Origin of the sequence: Candidatus Pelagibacter sp. HIMB1495, from assembly GCF_052047955.1 — a bacterium.
Lineage (GTDB): Bacteria > Pseudomonadota > Alphaproteobacteria > Pelagibacterales > Pelagibacteraceae > Pelagibacter.
This window is the reverse complement of record NZ_JBNAIQ010000001.1, coordinates 1,319,113-1,338,577: the sequence shown is the minus strand read 5'-3', so window position 1 is coordinate 1,338,577 and position 19,465 is coordinate 1,319,113. Positions and strand designations below refer to the sequence as shown.

Sequence of the window (19,465 nt, the reverse complement as noted above, 5' to 3'; positions counted from 1 at the left end):
TTTTAGGTGCTGCTATTGCTTGGGCTATGTATATGGCTGACAAGTATATGTTTTAATGAACAGAAATCTTTCTCTTCTTATTTCAAGCCAAGTTTTTGGTTTCACAGCAGCCAATGTAACAGTTTTTTTAAGTGGAATAATCGGAAGTCAGCTTTCAACTATTAAATCATTAGCTACTTTTCCTCCTTCAATTTATGTAGTTGGTATAGCAATCTCTACTATTTTTGCTGCGAAAGTTATGTCAATTATTGGCAGACGTTTAGGTTTTGTTTTGGCATCTATAGGTAGCTCTTTAGCTTGTTTACTTGCTGCTTACTCAATCTTTATTAATAGCTTCATAATATTTTCATTTTCTTGTTTTTTACTTGGTACTGGAATGGCTTTCATTCATCAGTATAGATTTGCAGCAGCTGAAACAGTTGAAAAAGATAAAGCACCCAAGGCAGTTTCTATGCTTTTGTTAGCTGGGATTGTCTCTGCATTTATAGGAATTACTTTAGCAAATAAAACAAAAGATTTAATTAGTGATCATGTTTATGTTGGATCGTATATTGCATTAGCATGTCTTACTATTATGCCTGCAATTTTTTTAAGTTTTTATAAAAATTCAAAAATCACTAACAAAAATACTTCAACAAATAATAAAGTGAGGACTTATAGAGAACTTGTCTTAGATCCAAAATTTTTACAAGCAATGGTAGCTGCTACTTTTGGTTATGTGGTTATGGCATTTTTAATGACAGCTACTCCAATTAGTATGCATTATGTCCATAAATTAAGTATAGACAAAGTTGGACTGGTTATCCAATTTCACGTACTTGGAATGTTTCTTCCATCATTGTTCACGGGTAACCTAATAAAGAGATTTGGTTTTTCAAATATAATGTACATGGGAGTTTTTTTTTATGCTTTGACAATATCATTAAGCTTATTTGAGCAAACTTTCATAAATTATTTTGCATCATTGATATTTTTGGGAATAGGTTGGAATTTTCTGTATATCTCAGGAACTAGCTTATTAGTAACCACTTACAATGAGCAAGAAAAATTTAAAGCTCAAGGATTTAATGATCTAATAGTTTTTTCTGCAACAGCTATTGGTAGTCTTTCAGCTGGAATTTTAATTTCATTGTTGAGTTGGAAAATTGTAAATTTTATGTGTATCCCTTTTTTAATTTTAATTTTGTATTCAATAATTAGAGCTGACTATAAAAAAAATATATAATGAATTGGTTATCTTATTTTGAATTAACTTTTTTTCAATTTTCTTTCATTATTTTTACTGTCTTTATTGCTTCTATTATAAGAGGCTTCAATGGATTTGGTTTTTCAGCAACCTGTATTTCTGGTTTTTCTTTTGTAATTCCTGCCATTGAAATTGTTCCAATCATTTTAATCCTCGAAGTTTTAATTAGTATCTTTATGGTCCCATATGTTTGGAAAAAAATTGACTGGAATATGGTTTTTAAAATTTTAATTGGTATGGCAATAGGTTCACCTTTTGGATTATTTTTACTTAAATATCTTTCTCCAGAAATTACTCATTTATCGATTTGTATAATTATTATTTTTTTCTCAATCTTATTAATGAGGGGGTATACAAACAAAGGACTTAATAAGGATAAAACAAAAGTTTTTACTGGAATTGTATCTGGTACCCTTAATGGATTAACGACACTGGGCGGTATGCCTGCTGCTTTATTTTTATTAGTCACTTGTATTGAGCCTGCAGTAATTAGAGGAACTTTAACAGCGTTATTCTTTTTTACAGATATTTATGCGTTTGTGTTGAGTTTTTTTGCAGATATTGTCGACATGACAACAATTTACAGAACAATTCCTTTAATAATTGTTTTGCCATTAGGAGTTTTTATAGGTGACAAATTTTTTGTTAAAAGCAAGGAAGCGCTATATAGAAAAGTAGTTTTTTACTTTTTAATAATTATCTCAATAATTGGAATTTTTAGAATTATAAGTGGTTTATAAAAAAACCCCAGTAATAAAAAATTACTGGGGTTTTTAACAAGATAAAAAAATTATCTTTGTTTTTTAGTTTTAAATTTTCCGCCTTTAACTTCTTGTTCTAAGAAAGAACCTTCAGCTTCACCAACTTCAGTAAAAGATACTCCAGTAGCACCTTCGTAGTTTATCTTTTTACCTTTTGCTAGTAAGTCTAGACCTTTCTTTAATTCACCTGGGTAGATTTTAGTACCAGGAGCGTTAGCAACATCCATTACATTTTTTGCAATAGATGCTCTGTCAGCAGAATTACCCGCTTGCATTGCAAGAACGATTAAAGCAGCTGCATCATAAGACTCTCCAGTGTAAGGACCAGATGAATCTATACCACCAGCTTTTGCAACTTCTGCAAATACACCAGCACCTTTGCCAGTAGAACCTGGAAGAGATCCAAATGATTTGCTCAAGTCTTTACCAAATGCATCAACTAATGATTGACCAATCATACCATCTGATAAAACGAAAGTATCAAATGCACCAGAGTCTAAAGAAGCCTGAATAATTCCTTTTCCTCCTTGGTCAAGATAACCAATAACTGCTACAGCATCACCACCAGCAGAAGCAAGAGTTGCTACTTCTGATGAGTAATCTGCTTTACCATCTTCATGAGCAGTTACAGTTGTAACTTTAATACCATGAGCTTCAACTGCTGCTTTATAAACATCAGCTAAACCTTTTCCATAGTCATTGTTAGTATAAGTAATTGCAACACTTTTTACTTTTCTGTCTTTAGTAATGTCAGCTAAGATTTGACCACCTCTAGCATCTGAAGGAGCAGTTCTAAAGAAATATCCATTATCATCTAGAGTAGTTAATCCTGGAGAAGTTGCTGAAGGTGAAATCATTACTACACCGTTTGGTACAGCAACATTTGTTGCAATAGCACCTGTTACACCTGAACAGTCAGCTCCCATAATTGCAGCTACACCACCTGAAATTAAACCTTCAGCTGCTGCTGTTGCTGCTGCTGAGTCAACACAAGTTGAGTCTGCTCTCATTGCTTCAATTTTTTTTCCACCAAGTAATGAACCTGAATCTGAAGCTTCTTTAAATGCAAGCTCTGCAGATGCAGCCATAGCTGGAGTAAGAGATTCAATAGGACCTGTAAATCCTAAAATGATTCCCATTTTGATCGAATGTCCGTCTGCCATAACGTTTGAACCAAAGCTTGATACAAACATAAATGCAGCGATAAATAGTTTTCTCATTATCTTCCTCTTTATTGTTAACAATTTATAAAATCTAATTTAAGTATGAATAATCTGAATATTCAATGACAAAATTGGCTTATTTTAAACTATTATCTAATAGAGAATGGGTCTAAAGATGGTTCATCTGATGTGTAGAACCAAGTTGTTTTTACTCTTGTGTAATCTTTAATTGAGTCAATTCCTGCCTCTTTACCGTATCCACTATCCTTGATACCTCCAAATGGAGCTGAAGGTGAAATTAATCTGTAAGTATTAACAAATGTTATTCCAGCTCTAATTGCTTTTGATACTCTCATACCTCTAGATAAATTGCTGGTATATACTCCAGAAGATAATCCATACTGATTGTCATTCATTTTTGAGACAACCTCTTCTTCAGTATCAAATTTCATTACTGATAAAACAGGTCCAAATAATTCATTTTCTGCAACAGGTAAATTATGATTATCACATTCAATTATAGTCGGTGGAAAGTAATAACCTTTATTTGAAAAAGAATGTCTCTCACCACCACATTTAATTTTTCCACCTTGATCAATAGTTTCTTTAATATTTTTTTCTATTGTTTCTAATTGTTTAAAATTACTCAATGGGCCCATTTCAGTTTCAGGATCCATAGGTGCTCCTATTTTTATTTTAGAAGCTCTTTCAGAAAGTTTGTTTAAAAATTCGTCATAGATACCTTTTTGAATATAAAGTCTTGAACCAGCTATACAACTTTGACCGCTTGCTCCAAAAATTCCTGCTGTAATTCCATTAATTGCATTTTCTTGCTCGGCATCATCAAAAACAGCTACTGGACTTTTTCCTCCAAGTTCTAAACTTACTTCAGAAAGATTTTCTGCTGAATTTTTAATTATATGTCTTGCGGTTTCTGGTCCACCTGTGAAAGCAATTTTTTCAACTAAATCATGCGTTGTTAAAGTTTTTCCACATGGGTCTCCGAATCCAGTTATGACATTTACTACTCCTTTGGGTATCCCAGTTTTTTCAATTAATTTGGCAAATTCAAATAATACCGCAGGTGCTAGTTCTGATGATTTAATTACAACTGTATTTCCCATTGCAAGTGCTGGAGCTAATTTAGTGGCAGTTAAAAACATTTGTGAGTTCCAAGGGATAATGGCTGCCACCACACCTATAGGTATTCTGGTGGTTATTGCTTGAATATTCGGTTTATCAATTGGCAAAACTGTACCCTCAACTTTATCAGCTAAACCTGCGTAGTAATCATAGTATTCTGCAATATAGATTGCTTGTTTTTTTGTTTCTCTAAACAATTTTCCTGTATCTATTGTTTCTATTTCCCCGAGCATTTCTGCATTTTCTCTTAACTGGTCCCCAATAGCTCTTAAAAATTTTGCTCTTTCCTTAGGAAGTAATTTAGGCCATTCACCTTCGAATGCTTTTTGCGCAGCTTTAACTGCTTTATCAGTATCATTAGCACTTGCTTCGGGAACAATTGCCCAAGGTTCATTATTTTCAGGGTTTAAAGTTTCAAATGTTTTATTGTTTTCAGCATCGACCCACTGTCCATCAATATACATTTGATATTTTTTAAGTTTACTCATTTTCTTTGATAAAATTGTTTAGAGATGAATTTACATCATCGGCACACTCAATACCACAAAGATGTTTTCCATCCCTGATTATCTTTAATTGGCTTTTTGGTATTAAAGCATTTAATTCTTGAGACATTTTAACTGTAGAGCCAATGTCATATTCTCCAGTCATAACTAAAGTGTGATTTTGAATTTTATTAAAATCCTCATCATTTTGATGTTTTACAAACAGCTCATAAACTTTCAGAAAATGATCCATATTATTAGCTGCTAAAATAGAGCTAATTTTATCATAAATACTTGGATGGTTTTCAATATACTTGTCTGTAAACCATCTTTTAAGAGCTTGTCTTGACAATTTAAGATCTTTCTTTGCTTGTTCAAATCTTTGATTTACAATTTTTTGTTGCTCTTCGGTCCTTTTATATATTGAGCATAAAAGAGTTAGTGATTGTAAATGTGAACTGTGATTAATAGCAAAATTTCTCGCAATCAAAGAACCTATTGAAAAACCAACCAAATGAATTTTTTTTATATTAAGGTGGTTAATTAAATCAATTAATTGATCAGAAAAGTCATCAAATGAAATTATTTCCTTATCTAAAGATGATTTTCCATGACCAAGAATATCATATGCAAGAGTACTATAATCATTAAAAAAATCTAATTGAGGTTTCCAAATCTCGTGGGTTAAACCTACACCATGAACAAATACAATTGGAATTTCTTGGTCTTTTTTTATGTATGAGTAAAAAGTTCCAGAAGCAGTAGTTCCAGTGGTCATCAAGATTTATTTGGGTTCAATTCCCATTTCTTTCATATCTTGATATCGATCACCTGTTCTAGCGTGTGCCCTTCCAGTAGATGCTCCACCTATCGCAATTACCACCTCATCATTAAATGGTGCATCATGTATAGTAAATTCATGTGTTAGATAATAAGGTCTTAACCCAGAGTCAGTTTTATGCATCATGGGAATAGAAATTTTTGATCCTGCTGGTCCTCTTGTGTTTGTAAAACTTAAATAAGATGTACCTCCCACAGCGTCTCTAAATTTATTTCCAAATCTCAAAGTGTGAATAAAAGCAGATGCATGCTCTATTTCTCCATCCAGTCCAACTACTCCTGCTTTACCATATGCTAGTATTTTTTCTGGAGATCCTATTTCTTTTATTAATTCTGGAACAAGTAAATCACCTAACTTAGGAGCTAGATCTAAAATAGTTGGTCTTAAGTCCTCAACAAATCCTTGACCATGCCATGGATTTTTAAAAACTGCAGCAACAGATACTAATAATACAGGCTCTTTTGCTTCCTTGCCTCCTTCAATAAAAGTTTTGTCTACAAATTTTGTAAATTTTCTTAGTTCTAATTTCATTTTTTAATTCTATGTTGAAAACTATCTCTTCTAAAACTGTATAATGCATTTGGATCTACATCAACATCAATCACAGAAGGTTTATTGCTTTTAATTGCAGCTCTAACTGCTTCATTTATTTCAGAAACTTTTTTAACTTTAAATCCTTTTGCCCCATATAATTCTGCAACTTTATCAAAAGATGGACTTGTTATATCAGCACCTAAATATCTTTTACCAAAAAAATCTTTTTGATAAGCTTTTTCGGCTCCCCAACTTTGGTTATTCATCACTATAGTTGTTGTATTTATTCCATATTCAACAGCTGTGCTTAATTCAGAAATAGTCATTCCAAAACCACCATCGCCCATCAAACTTACAACTGTTTTTTTGGGTTTTGCAACTTTAACTCCAAGTCCACAAGCGAAAGAGAAACCAACTAGGCCAAAATCTAAAGGTGTAAATAGAGAAGGGGGATCATAGTATTCTAAAGCGTCTGTTGCTTGTAAGCACAAGGTTCCTGCATCTAAAGTGATCGCTGAATTTTTAGGTAATACTTTTCTTAATTGTTTAAACAAACCTTTTGGTTGGATTGGAAAATTTTTTCCTAAATTTTCATTTTCTCTATTATTTAAAAATTCTTTTCTTTCTTTAAAATACAAATCAGTCCATTTTTTTACATCTAATTTGATTTTTTCTTTTTTAATTTCTTTATATAATTGAACAGTGGCTGTTGCAGCATCTGCATGAATTCCTATTGATACTGGAAAATACTTTCCAATCATTTTTTTTTCTAATTCAATTTGAATTATTTTTGCTTTTTTATTTATATTTTCATAAGAGTAAAATGTTGAATTGAATCCTAGTCGAGTACCGATAGCTAAAATAATATCTGCTTCTTTGACTAATCTTGATGCAACAGGATTGCCTCTTGGCCCCATTTGCCCTGCATTTAATTTATGACTAAATGGTATGGCATCTCCATGACCTGCGGCTGTAACAATTGGAACATTAAGCAATTCTGCCAATTTAATAACTTCTCTATATTTTGAGTTATATTTAATTCCAGCCCCAACAATTATTGTAGGATTTTTTGATTTCAGTAGCAATTTAGTTGCTTTATTTATTCTCTCTTTATTTACTTTAAGATTACTTTCACTTGAGAACGAAGGTTTATTTATATTAATATTGTAAGTATTTTTTTCCGCCAATATGTTTCTTGGAAGATTGATACAAACAGGTCCTCTTCTTGGTTTCATTGATAAATCAAATGCATCGCCAATTACTTTAGGAACAATCTTAGAATTTTTTACAGTCCAAGTCTTTTTTGTAATTGGAGTAAACAAGGATTGTTGATCTAGGCCTTGAAAAGCATCTTCCATTTTATCTTTTGTTGAGTAAGAACCTGCAATCGCAACTACAGGAGAGAAAGCGGCTTTTGCTTGCGCTACCCCAGTCACTAAATTTGTTGCACCTGGTCCATTTTGACCTGCAATAATTACGCCATGCTTATTAGATGCTCTTGCATATCCATCAGCCATATGTGTTCCAGTTCGCTCATCTCTAACTCCAATAAATTTTATACTTTTTTCATGATAAAGAGCATCAAACATTTCCATTGTTGCAGAACCTATTAAACCAAAAACGTGTTTAGTTTTTTCTCTTTTAAGAGCTCTAACGGCAGCCTGACCACCGCTTATTTTTCTTTTGGAGTTGATCACGAAACTTTTTTAACTTCAGTTCCTAAATCATCTTGAAAATGAGGCATCACTTTTTCTGTAAAAAGTTTAATACTTTTCATACAATCTTTATGTTTCACACCAGGAAAGTTTGACCAAACTTGCAAGTTTTGTAAATTTAATTCAGATTTTAATTCATGAATTTTATCAATAACATATTCAGGCGTTCCAAATAACATATTTCTTTTGTGTAAAAATTCATAATTTAATAAATCTAGCTTACCTTTGGTTTCTGGAAGTTCTTCACCTGGATCCATATGATTACCTAGGCCACGCCAATGACAAACCCAACGCATATAATTTACCATGTGTTCACCAGCTTTTTCTTTAGCTTCTTCCATTGTATCAGCTACAAACATATCTCTAACAAGAGATACACCTTCACCTAAAGGAATATTTTTTTTGGTTACCTCAGATCTTTTGTTCTTATAAGCTTCAAATTTTGCCTTTAGAGCTTTTACAGTTGGTATCCACATTATAATATTAATATTATTCTCAGCTGCCCACTCAATTGATCTAATTCCATCAACTACTTGATGAATAGGAGGATAAGGTTTCTGAAAAGGTTGTGGCAAAACACTAATTTTTTTCATCGTGTTGTCTTTCATATTCATAAATTCTTCACTTGGTGGGCTCATATCATGTTGCCAAACATAATTTGGAGAAGGATATGTATAAAACTCACCTTGATGACTAAAAAACTTTTCACTCCATGCTTTTTTTAGCACTTCTAATGTTTCAGCAAATAATCTAAAGTTTTTTGCCTGATCTTTAAGATCAGCTTCTTTGTTCAAATTAATTGCTTCTCTTCCATAAATTCCTCTAGCAACACCAACCTCAACTCTCCCTTTTGAAAGTTGATCTAGTGTAGCAATATCTTCTGCCAATCTTATAGGATTGTGAAATGTAATTACATTTGCAGCTTGTCCTATTCTAATATTTTTTGTTCTTGCAGCTGCATCTACTCCCATCATTATTGGGTTAGTGCATGACTCCATTCCTTCATGATTAAAGTGGTGTTCAGTAAACCAAATAGAGTTCCAATTATTTTGATCACAATATTCTGTGATTTCTTTAGTTTCGTCTAATAATTGATGAAATGGTTTGTGTGTCCAATTAGTGGTATTGCAAAAATAACCAAATTTCATAAAGCCTCCTTTAAAAGTTAATTTAAAGACGACCGATCCCACTTTCGTAAATCTTTGATTTTAACGACGAGTTATGTATCGCTTTATAAAATAACGATATCACTTTTTAATAGCAGTGGAAATCTAAAAAAGCTTCTTTTTATCTGTCCATGGACCTTTTTTTGTTTTGGGTAAAAACTTTTTAAGATCTAATAGGACTTTTTCAGACAGCTTTCTGTATGTAGTAAGTTTTCCTCCATAAATGTTTAAAAGTGGTAATTTTTTTACAATTTGTAAATCAAAAACATAATCTCTTGTAACTTTTGAGGCTTCTTTAAAATCCTCTATTAGAGGTCTTATTCCTGAATAAGTATCAACTATATCTTTTTTGCTGATTTGTTTTCTTAAATAATTATTTACTGATCGAATTAAATATTGAGTTTCTTGTTTTGATATTACAGTATTTTCTGGAGATTTAACTTCCACCTCAGTTGTTCCAATTAATGAAAATTTCTTTTTGTAGGGAATTACAAAAATTATTCTTTTGTCTGTATTTTGAAATGTAAATGCAACATCTTCTTTGTATAATTTCTTTGTAATTATGTGACTACCTTTAACTAATCTGATTTTATTTTTAGATTTTATTTTTATATTTTTATGCAAAGTTTCATTTATCCATGGTCCTGATGCATTTATTAAAACTTTTGATTTTATTTTTTTTCTATCTTGAAGACTAATGACCCATTCATTATTAATAATTTCAGCTTTTTTAACTTTATTGTATTCTAGTATTTTGGCTTTATTTTTTTTTGCATCTTGTGCATTTAGTTTTGTTAATTTTTTATCATCAATTTGAATATCGTAATATTGAAAACCAGTTTTGAATTTCTCCTTAAGAATATTTGGAAATTTTTTATTAAGATCTAATGTTTTTGATTTTGGAATACTAGTTTTCCCACCCAAATTATCATACAAAAGCAAACCAAATTTAATTAACCATGCTGGTCTAATTTTATCAGTATGAGGAATAATAAATGGAATTGGCTTTGAAATGTGTTTTGCAATTTTGTAAACAATCTCTCTTTCTTTAAGAGACTCTCTTACTAATTTAAATTCATAATTTTCTAAATAACGGAGGCCACCATGAATTAATTTTGTTGACCAAGAAGAAGTTGCTCCTCCTATTTCTCCTTTATCTGCTAAACATACAGACAAACCTCTTCCAGAAGCATCTCTTGCAATACCAGCTCCATTTATACCGCCACCTATTATGAATAAATCAAATACTTTAGACATCAAACTAAATTGTTTATAAAATTAAATAATAAATTTTCAACGACTTAAATTATTCTAACGTTGATATTCAATAAATTTTTTTAAAGATTGATTTAGAAATTTTTCGTAAATCTGACCTGTGTTAGAGTATTTTTTTGAATTAAGGAAAGATTTACTCATTTTAAAGTCATAAGAGGGCTCAAAGAAGAATGGAACGGAAAGTCTCTTGCTTTTATTCCATAGTACTCTGTGATTTGTAGCTTTAAATTTACCTTGACTTAAAAACTCTAAAGCCCTTCCTGTATTTACTACTAAAGCTTTTTTATTAAATGGTACATCATACCATTTTTTCGTTTTTCTATTCTGTACTTGAAGACCGCCTTTTTTATCTTGGTATAGAACTGTAAATATTCCACTATCTACATGCGTTTCACATCCAAGTGCAACTCCATCTTGTTTTGATATCTCCACTGGCCTTGTTTGATTTGGATAATAATTAAATCTTAAAGTACTTAAAGTTTTTAACCTTGAAAAAGCTTTGTTTGAAATATTTGGATCAAGTTTATTTAATTTTATTACACTTTTAAACAAAGTTTCACTTAAATTGTAAATATTTTCAAAATATTTATTCAAGGCCTCAATAGAAGTTTTGTTAAAACATTTATTAAGATCTAAATATTCAATGTATTGGTTTCTGGTTTTTGAAGAATATTTCTTAGTAATTTTTAAATCTCCTATATCCAAACCCTCTTTTCCATTTACATCATTTGGAAAATAACCTCTGTAAAGATTGTTATTTTTTTTATTCCATTTTTTTGGTGATAATTTCCTTTTTTTACTGTCTGACAAATTGAAGAACTTGTTTCCTATTTCACATATTTTATTAATTTCTTTCAAATTAAGACCATGTCCCGTCACTTGAAAAAAACCTATATTTACACAAGCTTTCTCAATTTCTTTAATTGTTTTTAACGCACTCAGGGTCTCAAAATTATTTTTGATAAGTGATGATATGTTAATTGTGGGTATATAATTTTTGGTCATCTTCTAACAGGTGTTTCTGTTGCAATGTATTGCTCTCTGACTTTCTCTCTTAAATATATGTATATTCCAGCTGCTATTATACACGCAACACCTAGAAATGTTCTTCCAGATGGAATCTCGTTAAATAGGAAATACCCTGGTATCATCGACATTATAATTAGAGAGTATTCAAATAAAGAAACAACCGATGGAGATGCAACTATGTATGCAGAAAATATACAAAGAAAAGCAATTGATGCTGCTACACCAAAAAATAATATAAATTTCCATGTGTAATCAAAGTTAGAAAACCATTCTCTAAAAATAAATTGAGTTGTTGGATCAAAATTAGAATTGTTAAACTGACCATTGCCCATAAAGAGATAAATAGCTCCACATAATATGAGCGCAATTAAATAGAAATAAAATAGTTGAGTGTTTACATCATCTTTGTCAGAGGTATATTTTGTAATTGTCATAGAGGCTGCATAAAAAAATGCACATCCAACTGGAAGTAGACTTTTGTATTCAAAGTCTGAAAAATTCGGATCTAAAACTATAAACACCCCTATAAAACCAAATACAATTGCAGACCATCTTCTAATACCAATAAATTCCTTTAAAAAAAATTTGGCAAAGATTGATACAAAAAAAGGGCAGGAGAAAAAAAGTGCATTAGCTGTTGCTAATGGCATGTAAGTAAGAGAAATAAAAAACGCTGAAAAAGCCAAAAAGTGTAAAACTACCCTTACCAAAGTTAATATTGGATAGTGGGTTTTTAAACTAACCTTTTGCTTTTTAAATTTGATGTAGCAAAACAGTAAAATTGCAGCAACAAAGTATCTGCCAAAAAAAATTTCATATAATGCTGCTTTTTCAAATATAAATTTGATTAGTGAGTCCTGCATTGCAAATAAAGTCATTGCAATAATAATAAGAACAATTCCTTTAGAGTTATTATCGGTACTCATTTTGCACCTATACCAAAATAAGATAATGAATAATATTTAATTATTTCTTCAGTTTTGAAGAGAACAAAAGATTTTCACTTGAAAATTCAGCTTCATTTTCCTTTACAAAAGCAGCCATCAACTTCAACTTTTCTTCTTCGAATTCTGTTACCTTTCTTTTGCTTAGATCAATATATAGAGATATCCATTCCATTGATGCCGAGATTTTTTTTGTCTCTTTTGCAATCATTTCCATTTTTAAATGTAATCGTTTTTTATCATGGTCAAAATAAGTAAGGTTTATATCAACAGATTCTCCTTCTTTGACCTCATTAAGATATTTAGTGTTTGTCTCGACAACCATAGTGCTTCTATTTAGATTTTTTGCTGCACTTGCTCCCATTTTAAATTTTTCAAGTGCTACTTCCCATGCTTCATCAAATATCAAAACATAATAAGCCATGTTCATATGATTGTTATAATCAACCCAGTTCTTTGTGATATTGAAGCTTTTAAGAAAAACTGACATTTAATTTTTTAATTTAATATTAATATCATATAATAAGTTTTTTATGAAAAAAGTATTAACAGCCAGTTGTTTATGCAAAGGTGTAAAGTTTAAAACACTTAATAAACTAAGAAGTGTATCTAATTGCCATTGTGTGCAATGCAGAAAAACTCATGGTGTATTTGGAGCCTATACAAATATTAAAGACAAAGAACTTAAATTTTTAAACAAAACTACTTTAAAGTGGTTTAAGTCATCTAAGAATTCCAAGAGAGGTTTTTGCAATAAATGTGGGGCAAGTATATTTTATAAAGTTGATAAATCTGACAATGTTTCAATTTCTGCAGGAATGTTTGATGGTAAAACAAAACTAAAAACTTTTAGAAATATATTTGTAGGTTCAAAGTCAGATTTTTATCAAATCAATGACAAACTTCCAAAATATAAAAGATTTGCTAAATAATATTATTTTAAGATTTAGTTAAAGAAGATTGTAATTCTTGATTAGTAATATAACCCTTAATATTACCGTTCTTATCAACTACTTCACAATTTGAGTCTGAACAAACTATTTGAGGTAAAAATTCTTCAATAAATTGATCTTCATTTACTTTAATAACGTTTGATTTATCTATATTTTCAGACTCATTTAAATTTTTCATAATTATTTTTGCTTTGATTACTTTTGCTCTATTCACATCTTTAACAAAAGCTTTTACGTAATCATCTGCAGGGTTCATTATAATTTCTTCTGGCGTTCCAACTTGTACTAATTTTCCTGAATTTAAAATTCCAATATGGTCACCTAATCTCAATGACTCATCAAGATCATGAGTAATAAATACAATTGTTTTTTTTAATTCTGATTGAAGATCAATAAGTTGTTTTTGCATATCACTTCTTATTAGTGGATCTAGAGCACTAAAAGCTTCATCCATCAACATTATATCCGTATCTGTTGCTAATGCTCTTGCCAAACCAACTCGCTGTTGCATTCCTCCAGATAATTGATTTGGATATTGATTTTCAAATCCATTTAATCCAACAGCATCAATTTTTTCCATTGAGATTTTATTTCTCTCATCTTCAGACTTACCTTGCATTTCCAAACCATATCCAACATTTTGTAAAACTGTTTTATGTGGGAATAAACCAAACCTTTGGAAGACCATACTCATTTTGTGTCTTCTAAACTCAATTAGCTTTTCTTTATCAAGCGACATCACATTTGTGCCCTCAACCAAAATTTCACCATCAGTTGGATCTATAAGTCTATTTAAATGTCTAATTAATGTAGATTTTCCTGAGCCCGAAAGACCCATGCAAACAAACGTTTCACCTTCTTCAATCTTAAGAGAAACATTATCTAATCCAACTGTGTGCCCAGTTTTTTCTAATATTTCATCTTTAGTTGAACCTTCCTTGACCATTGGAAGTACTGATTTTGGATTATTACCAAAGATTTTATATACGTTGTTGATTTCGATTTTTGACATCAATTAAGTTCTAACAGTTCATAGAGCATAATGTAAAACAATTTCTATACAACTTATAATTGATTTTTAAAAATTCGATTTTGTTTGATTTTGTTAGTCATTTAAATAATCATTTAATCTATGACCAAATCAGATCATGATGTTCGATGTGAACTATCAGCTCTTTATAGAATTTTACACATGTATGGGATGACAGATTTAGCTAATCAATGTGCTGGGGCTAGATCAGCTGAAGATAAAGATTGTTCTTTTGTTCATCCTTATGGAATGTTTTATGAAGAGATTACAGCATCATCTTTAGTAAAGATTGATAAAGATGGTAGAAAAATAAATTCAGATGGACCATGGTTAAATGATGGTTGTATCAATCTTGCACAATGGATTTTTAATTCACGTTCTGATGTTAACTTTTATGTTCACGGACATGCTAATGATGTTATGGCAGTTGGAGGAACCAAAGAAGGTTTGATGCATCTTTCACAAGCAGCAGTCTATTTAAATCATTTAATTGGATATATCGATTACGAATTTGTTGAGGATAAAGATTTTGGAAAAAAATTTGAAAATCTTATAGGGAAGCACGATATTTTAATTACAAGAAATCATGGATACTACACGGTAGGTAAAACTGCTGCAGAAGCATTTTTTAGAGCTTATTATTTAGAACAAGCATGCACTGTTCAGGTTAAAAACTTATCTATGGGACTAACTAAACATGAAATAGACAAACAAAAAGCTGCTTATTTTTGGGACAATATGAGTAGTTCAGATGACTATAATTATGATGGAAAAACAGAGTGGGCTGCATTATTAAGAAAATTAGATCGCGAAAATTCAAATTATAAAAGTTGATGGAACAAAATTATAAAATTGAAAATATAACTAAAAATTCTACTAATTTAGAAGTTGATTGGAGTGATGGAAAAAAAAGCAAGTTTAATTATTTGTGGTTAAGAGATAATTGTCCTACAGCACACGATAAAGATTCTCGTCATAGAATGTTTAACATTCTCAAAGTATCTAAAGATATAAATCCTAAAAAATTTTCTTTGAACAATGATGGTAAACTTCAAATTGAATGGAGTGAAGGAGATCATGTTAGTTATTATGATCAAAAATGGTTGAGAGAAAATTGTTATACAATTAAGAACAATTTAGAATACAAATCACCCTACAAGCTTTGGGACAATTCTCTTCAAGATCATTTAAAATCTGTAGAAATTGATCATGATGAAATCGTTAATTCAGATGAAGGCTTGATAAAATGGTTGGAACTTTTGCATCATACTGGAATTGCAATTGTAAAAAATGCACCGACAGATGAGAACTCTGGGTTTAAAGTTTTAAATAGAATTAGTCATACTAGAGAAACTTTTTTTAAAACTCCATTTGAGGTAATTAATATTCCAAAACCAAATAATTCTGCTTATACAGCACATGCTTTGAGAAATCATATGGATTTACCTTGGTTTGAAACACCTCCAGGTTATCAATTCCTTCACTGCCTGGTTAATTCTGCAAATGGTGGAGATTCTTCAGCTGTAGATGGATTTGCAGTTGCTGATTATTTAAGAAAAAATGAAAAGGAAATCTTTGATACACTAGTTAATGTTCACCTCAAATTTCGAGATATGGATTATACACAAGAGTCAGTAAGAAGTTATTATGCGCCAGCAATTTCTTTAACTAAAGATAATGATTATCACGACATTAGATTTAGTGTTGCAACTATGGATGCCTTAGATTGCCATCCTGATTTAATGGACAAAGTTTATAAAGCTCATCATCGATTTGGAAATTTATTACACGATGATAAATTTCAAATTAAATTTAGATTAGGGCCAGGAGATATTTTTACTTTCAACAATAGAAGATTGCTTCATGGGAGAACTGAATTTGATCCAAATTCTGGTCACAGACATCTCCAAGGATATTACATGGATCGTGATGAAATTATAGGAAGATTAAAATATTTAAAGAGCAATTAAACCTGAAGTAGAAATTAAAATTAAAATTTGCCACACACTGAATAACTCTAAATAAATTTTGGAATTCTTTAAAATTTTTTTGTAGTCTTTATAAAAAAACAACGAGAGGGAAAAAATGAATATCAAAAAAATATTTATTCAATTTAGTATTTTCCTAATGCTTTCTACTACTTCTGTGTTTGCAAAAACTCAAATTGAGTGGTGGCATGCATTTGGTGGAAGACTAGGAGAACTTTTGGACGAGCAAGTTCAAAAATTTAATGCAAGTCAAAATAATTATGAAGTAATTCATACTAGAAAAGGTAATTACTCAGAGACTTTAAATGCTGGTATTGCTGCATTCAGAGCAAAGCAACAACCACATTTACTTATGGTTTTTGAAGTTGGAACTGCAACTATGATGGCTGCAAAAGGTGCAATTAAACCAGTTTACGAAGTAATGGCTGAGTCTGGCTTAGGTTTTAATCCTGATGCATACATTCCACCTGTTAAAGGTTATTACACTACAACAGATGGTAAAATGCTTTCATTGCCGTACAACTCTTCAACTCCAGTTTTATGGGTTAACAGAGATTTGATGAAAAAAGCTGGATTAGATCCAAACATGAGTCTTGCTACTTGGTCAGATGTTGGCATGGCACTTGATAAAGCAAAGTCAGCAGGAACTTCTTGTGGTCTTACTACTGCTTGGCAAAGTTGGATACATTTAGAAAACTTTTCTGCTTACCATAATGTTGCTTTTGCAAGTAAAGCAAATGGATTTGCAGGTTTAGACACATCTCTATCTTTCAATAGTGCATTACACGTTAAGCATTTAGAAATGATGGGTAACTGGGCTAAAGAGGGTAAATTCTTTTATGCTGGAAGAAGAAACGAAGGTGGAGCAAACTTTAGAGCAGGTGAGTGTATGTTCTTTACAGAAAGTTCTGCTGGATATGCTGGTATAAAAAAAGAAGCTCAATTTGATTTTGAAATCAGACCTTTGCCTTATCATGCAGGAACAAAAGCTCCTCAGAATACTATCATTGGAGGATCATCATTATGGGTAATGTCTGGTCACTCTGCAGACGAGTATAAAGGTGTAGCAGCTTTTATTAATTTCCTATCAGGAACTGATATCCAAGCTAAATGGCACCAAGATACTGGTTATTTGCCAATCACAATTGCAGCAAGTGAAAAGACAGCTGCAGATGGTTTTTACAATGCAAATCCTGGTACGGATATTGCTGGAAAACAAATGATGGCAAAAGCACCAACAGATAACTCAAAAGGTTTGAGACTTGGTTCTTTTGATCAAATCAGAGGTATTATCGATGAAGAGTTAGAAGCAATTTGGACTGGTAGCAAATCAGCTCAAGTAGCTATGGATAGTGCTGTTAAAAGAGGAGATGCTCTTTTAAGAAGATTTGAAAAAGCTAATAAGTAAATAGTTTAATCTATCTGGGGGTTATCCAACCCCCAGATTTTTCATATGGAAAAAAAAGTTTTTTTTAGAGGATGGTTGTTACCCATTTTATTAATTTCACCACAATTAATAATTTCTATAATATTTTTTTTCTATCCTGCGGGACAAGCTATTTCAAATTCATTGTATCTACCTGATCCATTTGGATTAAGTTCAGAATTTGTTGGGTTAGAAAATTTTTTATTTTTATTTGGTGACAGTTATTATTTATCAAGTTTTGTAACTACAATTTTCTTTTCCACAAGTGTCTCTGTTCTATCAATGGGACTTGGTTTATATTTTGCATTATTAGCTGATAGAATTTTTAAAGGTGCTGGGGTTTATAAAACACTTTTAATTTGGCCATACGCAGTAGCTCCTGCTGTTGCAGGCGTGTTGTGGATGTTTTTATTTTCAAGTAGAGTTGGTGTTGTCTCTTGGTATTTAGGTTTATTAGGTTACGATTGGAACCATGCTTTAAATAGTGAAGAAGCAATGGGATTAGTTGTATTAGCTTCGACATGGGGAAGAATAAGCTATAATTTTCTATTCTTTCTTGCAGGATTACAGGCAATTCCAAAATCAATCATAGAAGCAGCAGCAATTGATGGAGCAAGTTTTTGGAAAAGATTTAGAACAATAGTGTTTCCTTTGTTATCACCAATTACGTTTTTTTTATTAGTTGTTAACATCGTTTATGCCTTTTTTGAAACATTTGGTGTAATTCACACAATTACATCTGGGGGACCCGAACAATCAACCACAACTTTAGTTTATAAAGTCTATTCAGATGGTTTTGTTGGTCAAGATTTAGGATCTAGTGCAGCACAATCTGTTATCTTATTAGTAGTTGTTGGTTTGTTAACTGTTATTCAGTTTAAATACATAGAAAGAAAAGTTCATTACTGATGATTGAAAGAAATAAAAAAGGATATTTCATGTCTCACCTAGGTTTGATTATAGGAATTGCTTTTATTTTCTTTCCAGTTTGGCTAACTTTTGTTGCTTCGACAGTCACTCAACAGGATATCATTCAGCCACCACTCCCACTTTTACCTGGGTCTCATTTTATTGAAAATTATACCTATGCTTTAACTGAGAAATCAGCAGAAGGATATGAAAAAAATATTCCAGTTTTAAGAATGTTGTTTAATTCAGCGGTAATGGCGCTTGGAATTACTATAGGAAAAATTACAATTTCTTTACTCTCAGCATTTGCAATAGTTTATTTTAGATTTCCTGGGAGAAAATTTTTCTTTTGGTTAATTTTTTTAACATTGATGCTACCTGTAGAAGTAAGGATCGTGCCTACGTATGAGATTGCAGCGAAATTGAATCTATTAAATAGTTATGCAGGATTAATATTTCCATTAATAGCATCAGCTACAGCGACTTTTTTATTTAGACAATTTTTTATGACCATACCAAACGAGATGGTTGAAGCTGCTAGAATGGATGGAGCGAAACCTATGAAATTTTTCATAGATATCTTAGTACCTATAAGTAGAACAAATATTGCAGCTTTATTTGTTATTTTATTTATATATGGATGGAACCAGTATTTATGGCCTCTATTGATGACAACTGATCCAAATATGAATACGATTGTGATGGGTATTAATCAAATGATACCAGGTGGTGACGACTTTGGTCATTGGCCAACAATCATGGCAACCTCAATTCTGGCAATGGTACCTCCAGTTTTAATAGTTATAACTATGCAAAGATTTTTTGTTAAAGGTTTACTAGAAAGTGAAAAATAAAAG

The 19,465-nt window shown here is 31.2% G+C and carries 19 protein-coding genes; 8 read left to right on the top strand and 11 right to left on the bottom strand.

Annotated features, from left to right (window positions below; all coding sequences use genetic code 11):
- Positions 1-55 precede the first annotated feature (55 nt).
- Entirely contained in the window at positions 56-1,225 is a 1,170-nt protein-coding gene (locus tag ACTTAW_RS07195; RefSeq protein WP_440651768.1) for an MFS transporter, read from the top strand.
- Positions 1,225-1,986: a sulfite exporter TauE/SafE family protein gene (locus ACTTAW_RS07190; RefSeq protein ID WP_440651766.1), complete on the top strand. Its 762-nt coding sequence runs from the start codon at positions 1,225-1,227 to the stop codon at positions 1,984-1,986. Before ACTTAW_RS07195 ends, ACTTAW_RS07190 begins: the two co-directional genes overlap by 1 nt.
- Positions 1,987-2,036: 50 nt before the next feature.
- On the opposite strand, the gene ACTTAW_RS07185 is transcribed toward ACTTAW_RS07190, so the two are convergent.
- From ACTTAW_RS07185 to ACTTAW_RS07140, 10 genes are all read right to left on the bottom strand, one after another.
- Positions 2,037-3,227, bottom strand: coding sequence for an ABC transporter substrate-binding protein (locus ACTTAW_RS07185; RefSeq protein WP_075506235.1), 1,191 nt, complete (start codon positions 3,225-3,227; stop codon positions 2,037-2,039).
- Between the two features lie 92 nt (positions 3,228-3,319).
- The gene (locus ACTTAW_RS07180) at positions 3,320-4,801 is read right to left on the bottom strand and encodes an aldehyde dehydrogenase (RefSeq protein WP_440651764.1); all 1,482 of its coding nucleotides are present in this window, start codon (positions 4,799-4,801) and stop codon (positions 3,320-3,322) included.
- Entirely contained in the window at positions 4,794-5,576 is a 783-nt protein-coding gene (locus ACTTAW_RS07175; protein WP_440614050.1) for an alpha/beta fold hydrolase, read from the bottom strand. Before ACTTAW_RS07175 ends, ACTTAW_RS07180 begins: the two co-directional genes overlap by 8 nt.
- 6 nt (positions 5,577-5,582) lie before the next feature.
- Positions 5,583-6,170, bottom strand: coding sequence for an amino acid synthesis family protein (locus tag ACTTAW_RS07170; RefSeq protein WP_440614051.1), 588 nt, complete (start codon positions 6,168-6,170; stop codon positions 5,583-5,585).
- Positions 6,167-7,870, bottom strand: a complete 1,704-nt coding sequence (locus tag ACTTAW_RS07165; RefSeq protein WP_440651762.1) for a thiamine pyrophosphate-binding protein — start codon at positions 7,868-7,870, stop codon at positions 6,167-6,169. Before ACTTAW_RS07165 ends, ACTTAW_RS07170 begins: the two co-directional genes overlap by 4 nt.
- On the bottom strand, positions 7,867-9,036 hold the full coding sequence (locus ACTTAW_RS07160; RefSeq protein WP_440651760.1) for an LLM class flavin-dependent oxidoreductase: 1,170 nt from the start codon (positions 9,034-9,036) through the stop codon (positions 7,867-7,869). The genes ACTTAW_RS07165 and ACTTAW_RS07160 overlap by 4 nt, the downstream gene beginning before the upstream one ends.
- Before the next feature lie 123 nt (positions 9,037-9,159).
- Positions 9,160-10,311: a glycerol-3-phosphate dehydrogenase gene (gene glpD, locus ACTTAW_RS07155; protein WP_440651758.1), complete on the bottom strand. Its 1,152-nt coding sequence runs from the start codon at positions 10,309-10,311 to the stop codon at positions 9,160-9,162.
- A 54-nt stretch (positions 10,312-10,365) separates the two neighbouring features.
- Positions 10,366-11,334: a 2OG-Fe(II) oxygenase family protein gene (locus tag ACTTAW_RS07150; RefSeq protein ID WP_440651756.1), complete on the bottom strand. Its 969-nt coding sequence runs from the start codon at positions 11,332-11,334 to the stop codon at positions 10,366-10,368.
- Entirely contained in the window at positions 11,331-12,284 is a 954-nt protein-coding gene (locus tag ACTTAW_RS07145; protein WP_440651754.1) for a DMT family transporter, read from the bottom strand. The genes ACTTAW_RS07150 and ACTTAW_RS07145 overlap by 4 nt, the downstream gene beginning before the upstream one ends.
- A 40-nt stretch (positions 12,285-12,324) precedes the next feature.
- The gene (locus tag ACTTAW_RS07140; protein WP_440651752.1) at positions 12,325-12,792 is read right to left on the bottom strand and encodes a thioesterase family protein; all 468 of its coding nucleotides are present in this window, start codon (positions 12,790-12,792) and stop codon (positions 12,325-12,327) included.
- A 43-nt stretch (positions 12,793-12,835) separates the two neighbouring features.
- Between ACTTAW_RS07140 and ACTTAW_RS07135 the strand changes: the two genes are divergently transcribed.
- Complete coding sequence (locus ACTTAW_RS07135; protein WP_440651750.1) at positions 12,836-13,234, top strand: GFA family protein; 399 nt, start codon at positions 12,836-12,838, stop codon at positions 13,232-13,234.
- A 7-nt stretch (positions 13,235-13,241) separates the two neighbouring features.
- Here the strand turns inward: ACTTAW_RS07135 and ACTTAW_RS07130 are convergent, their stop codons facing one another.
- Positions 13,242-14,267 (bottom strand): quaternary amine ABC transporter ATP-binding protein, encoded by a 1,026-nt coding sequence (locus ACTTAW_RS07130; protein WP_440634329.1) that lies wholly within the window; start codon positions 14,265-14,267, stop codon positions 13,242-13,244.
- A 120-nt stretch (positions 14,268-14,387) separates the two neighbouring features.
- Here ACTTAW_RS07130 and ACTTAW_RS07125 point away from each other — a divergent pair, with 120 nt between their 5' ends.
- The 5 genes from ACTTAW_RS07125 (at position 14,388) to ugpE (ending at position 19,462) form a co-directional block, all read left to right on the top strand.
- Positions 14,388-15,119, top strand: coding sequence for a class II aldolase/adducin family protein (locus ACTTAW_RS07125; protein ID WP_440651748.1), 732 nt, complete (start codon positions 14,388-14,390; stop codon positions 15,117-15,119).
- Complete coding sequence (locus ACTTAW_RS07120) at positions 15,119-16,255, top strand: TauD/TfdA family dioxygenase (protein ID WP_440651746.1); 1,137 nt, start codon at positions 15,119-15,121, stop codon at positions 16,253-16,255. Before ACTTAW_RS07125 ends, ACTTAW_RS07120 begins: the two co-directional genes overlap by 1 nt.
- Before the next feature lie 115 nt (positions 16,256-16,370).
- On the top strand, positions 16,371-17,681 hold the full coding sequence (ugpB, locus tag ACTTAW_RS07115; protein ID WP_440633656.1) for a sn-glycerol-3-phosphate ABC transporter substrate-binding protein UgpB: 1,311 nt from the start codon (positions 16,371-16,373) through the stop codon (positions 17,679-17,681).
- 45 nt (positions 17,682-17,726) lie between these two features.
- A complete protein-coding gene (ugpA, locus tag ACTTAW_RS07110; RefSeq protein WP_440633655.1) occupies positions 17,727-18,608 on the top strand; it encodes a sn-glycerol-3-phosphate ABC transporter permease UgpA in 882 nt (293 codons plus the stop codon).
- On the top strand, positions 18,608-19,462 hold the full coding sequence (gene ugpE / locus ACTTAW_RS07105; RefSeq protein WP_440633654.1) for a sn-glycerol-3-phosphate ABC transporter permease UgpE: 855 nt from the start codon (positions 18,608-18,610) through the stop codon (positions 19,460-19,462). Before ugpA ends, ugpE begins: the two co-directional genes overlap by 1 nt.
- The last annotated feature ends 3 nt before the right edge of the window (positions 19,463-19,465 follow it).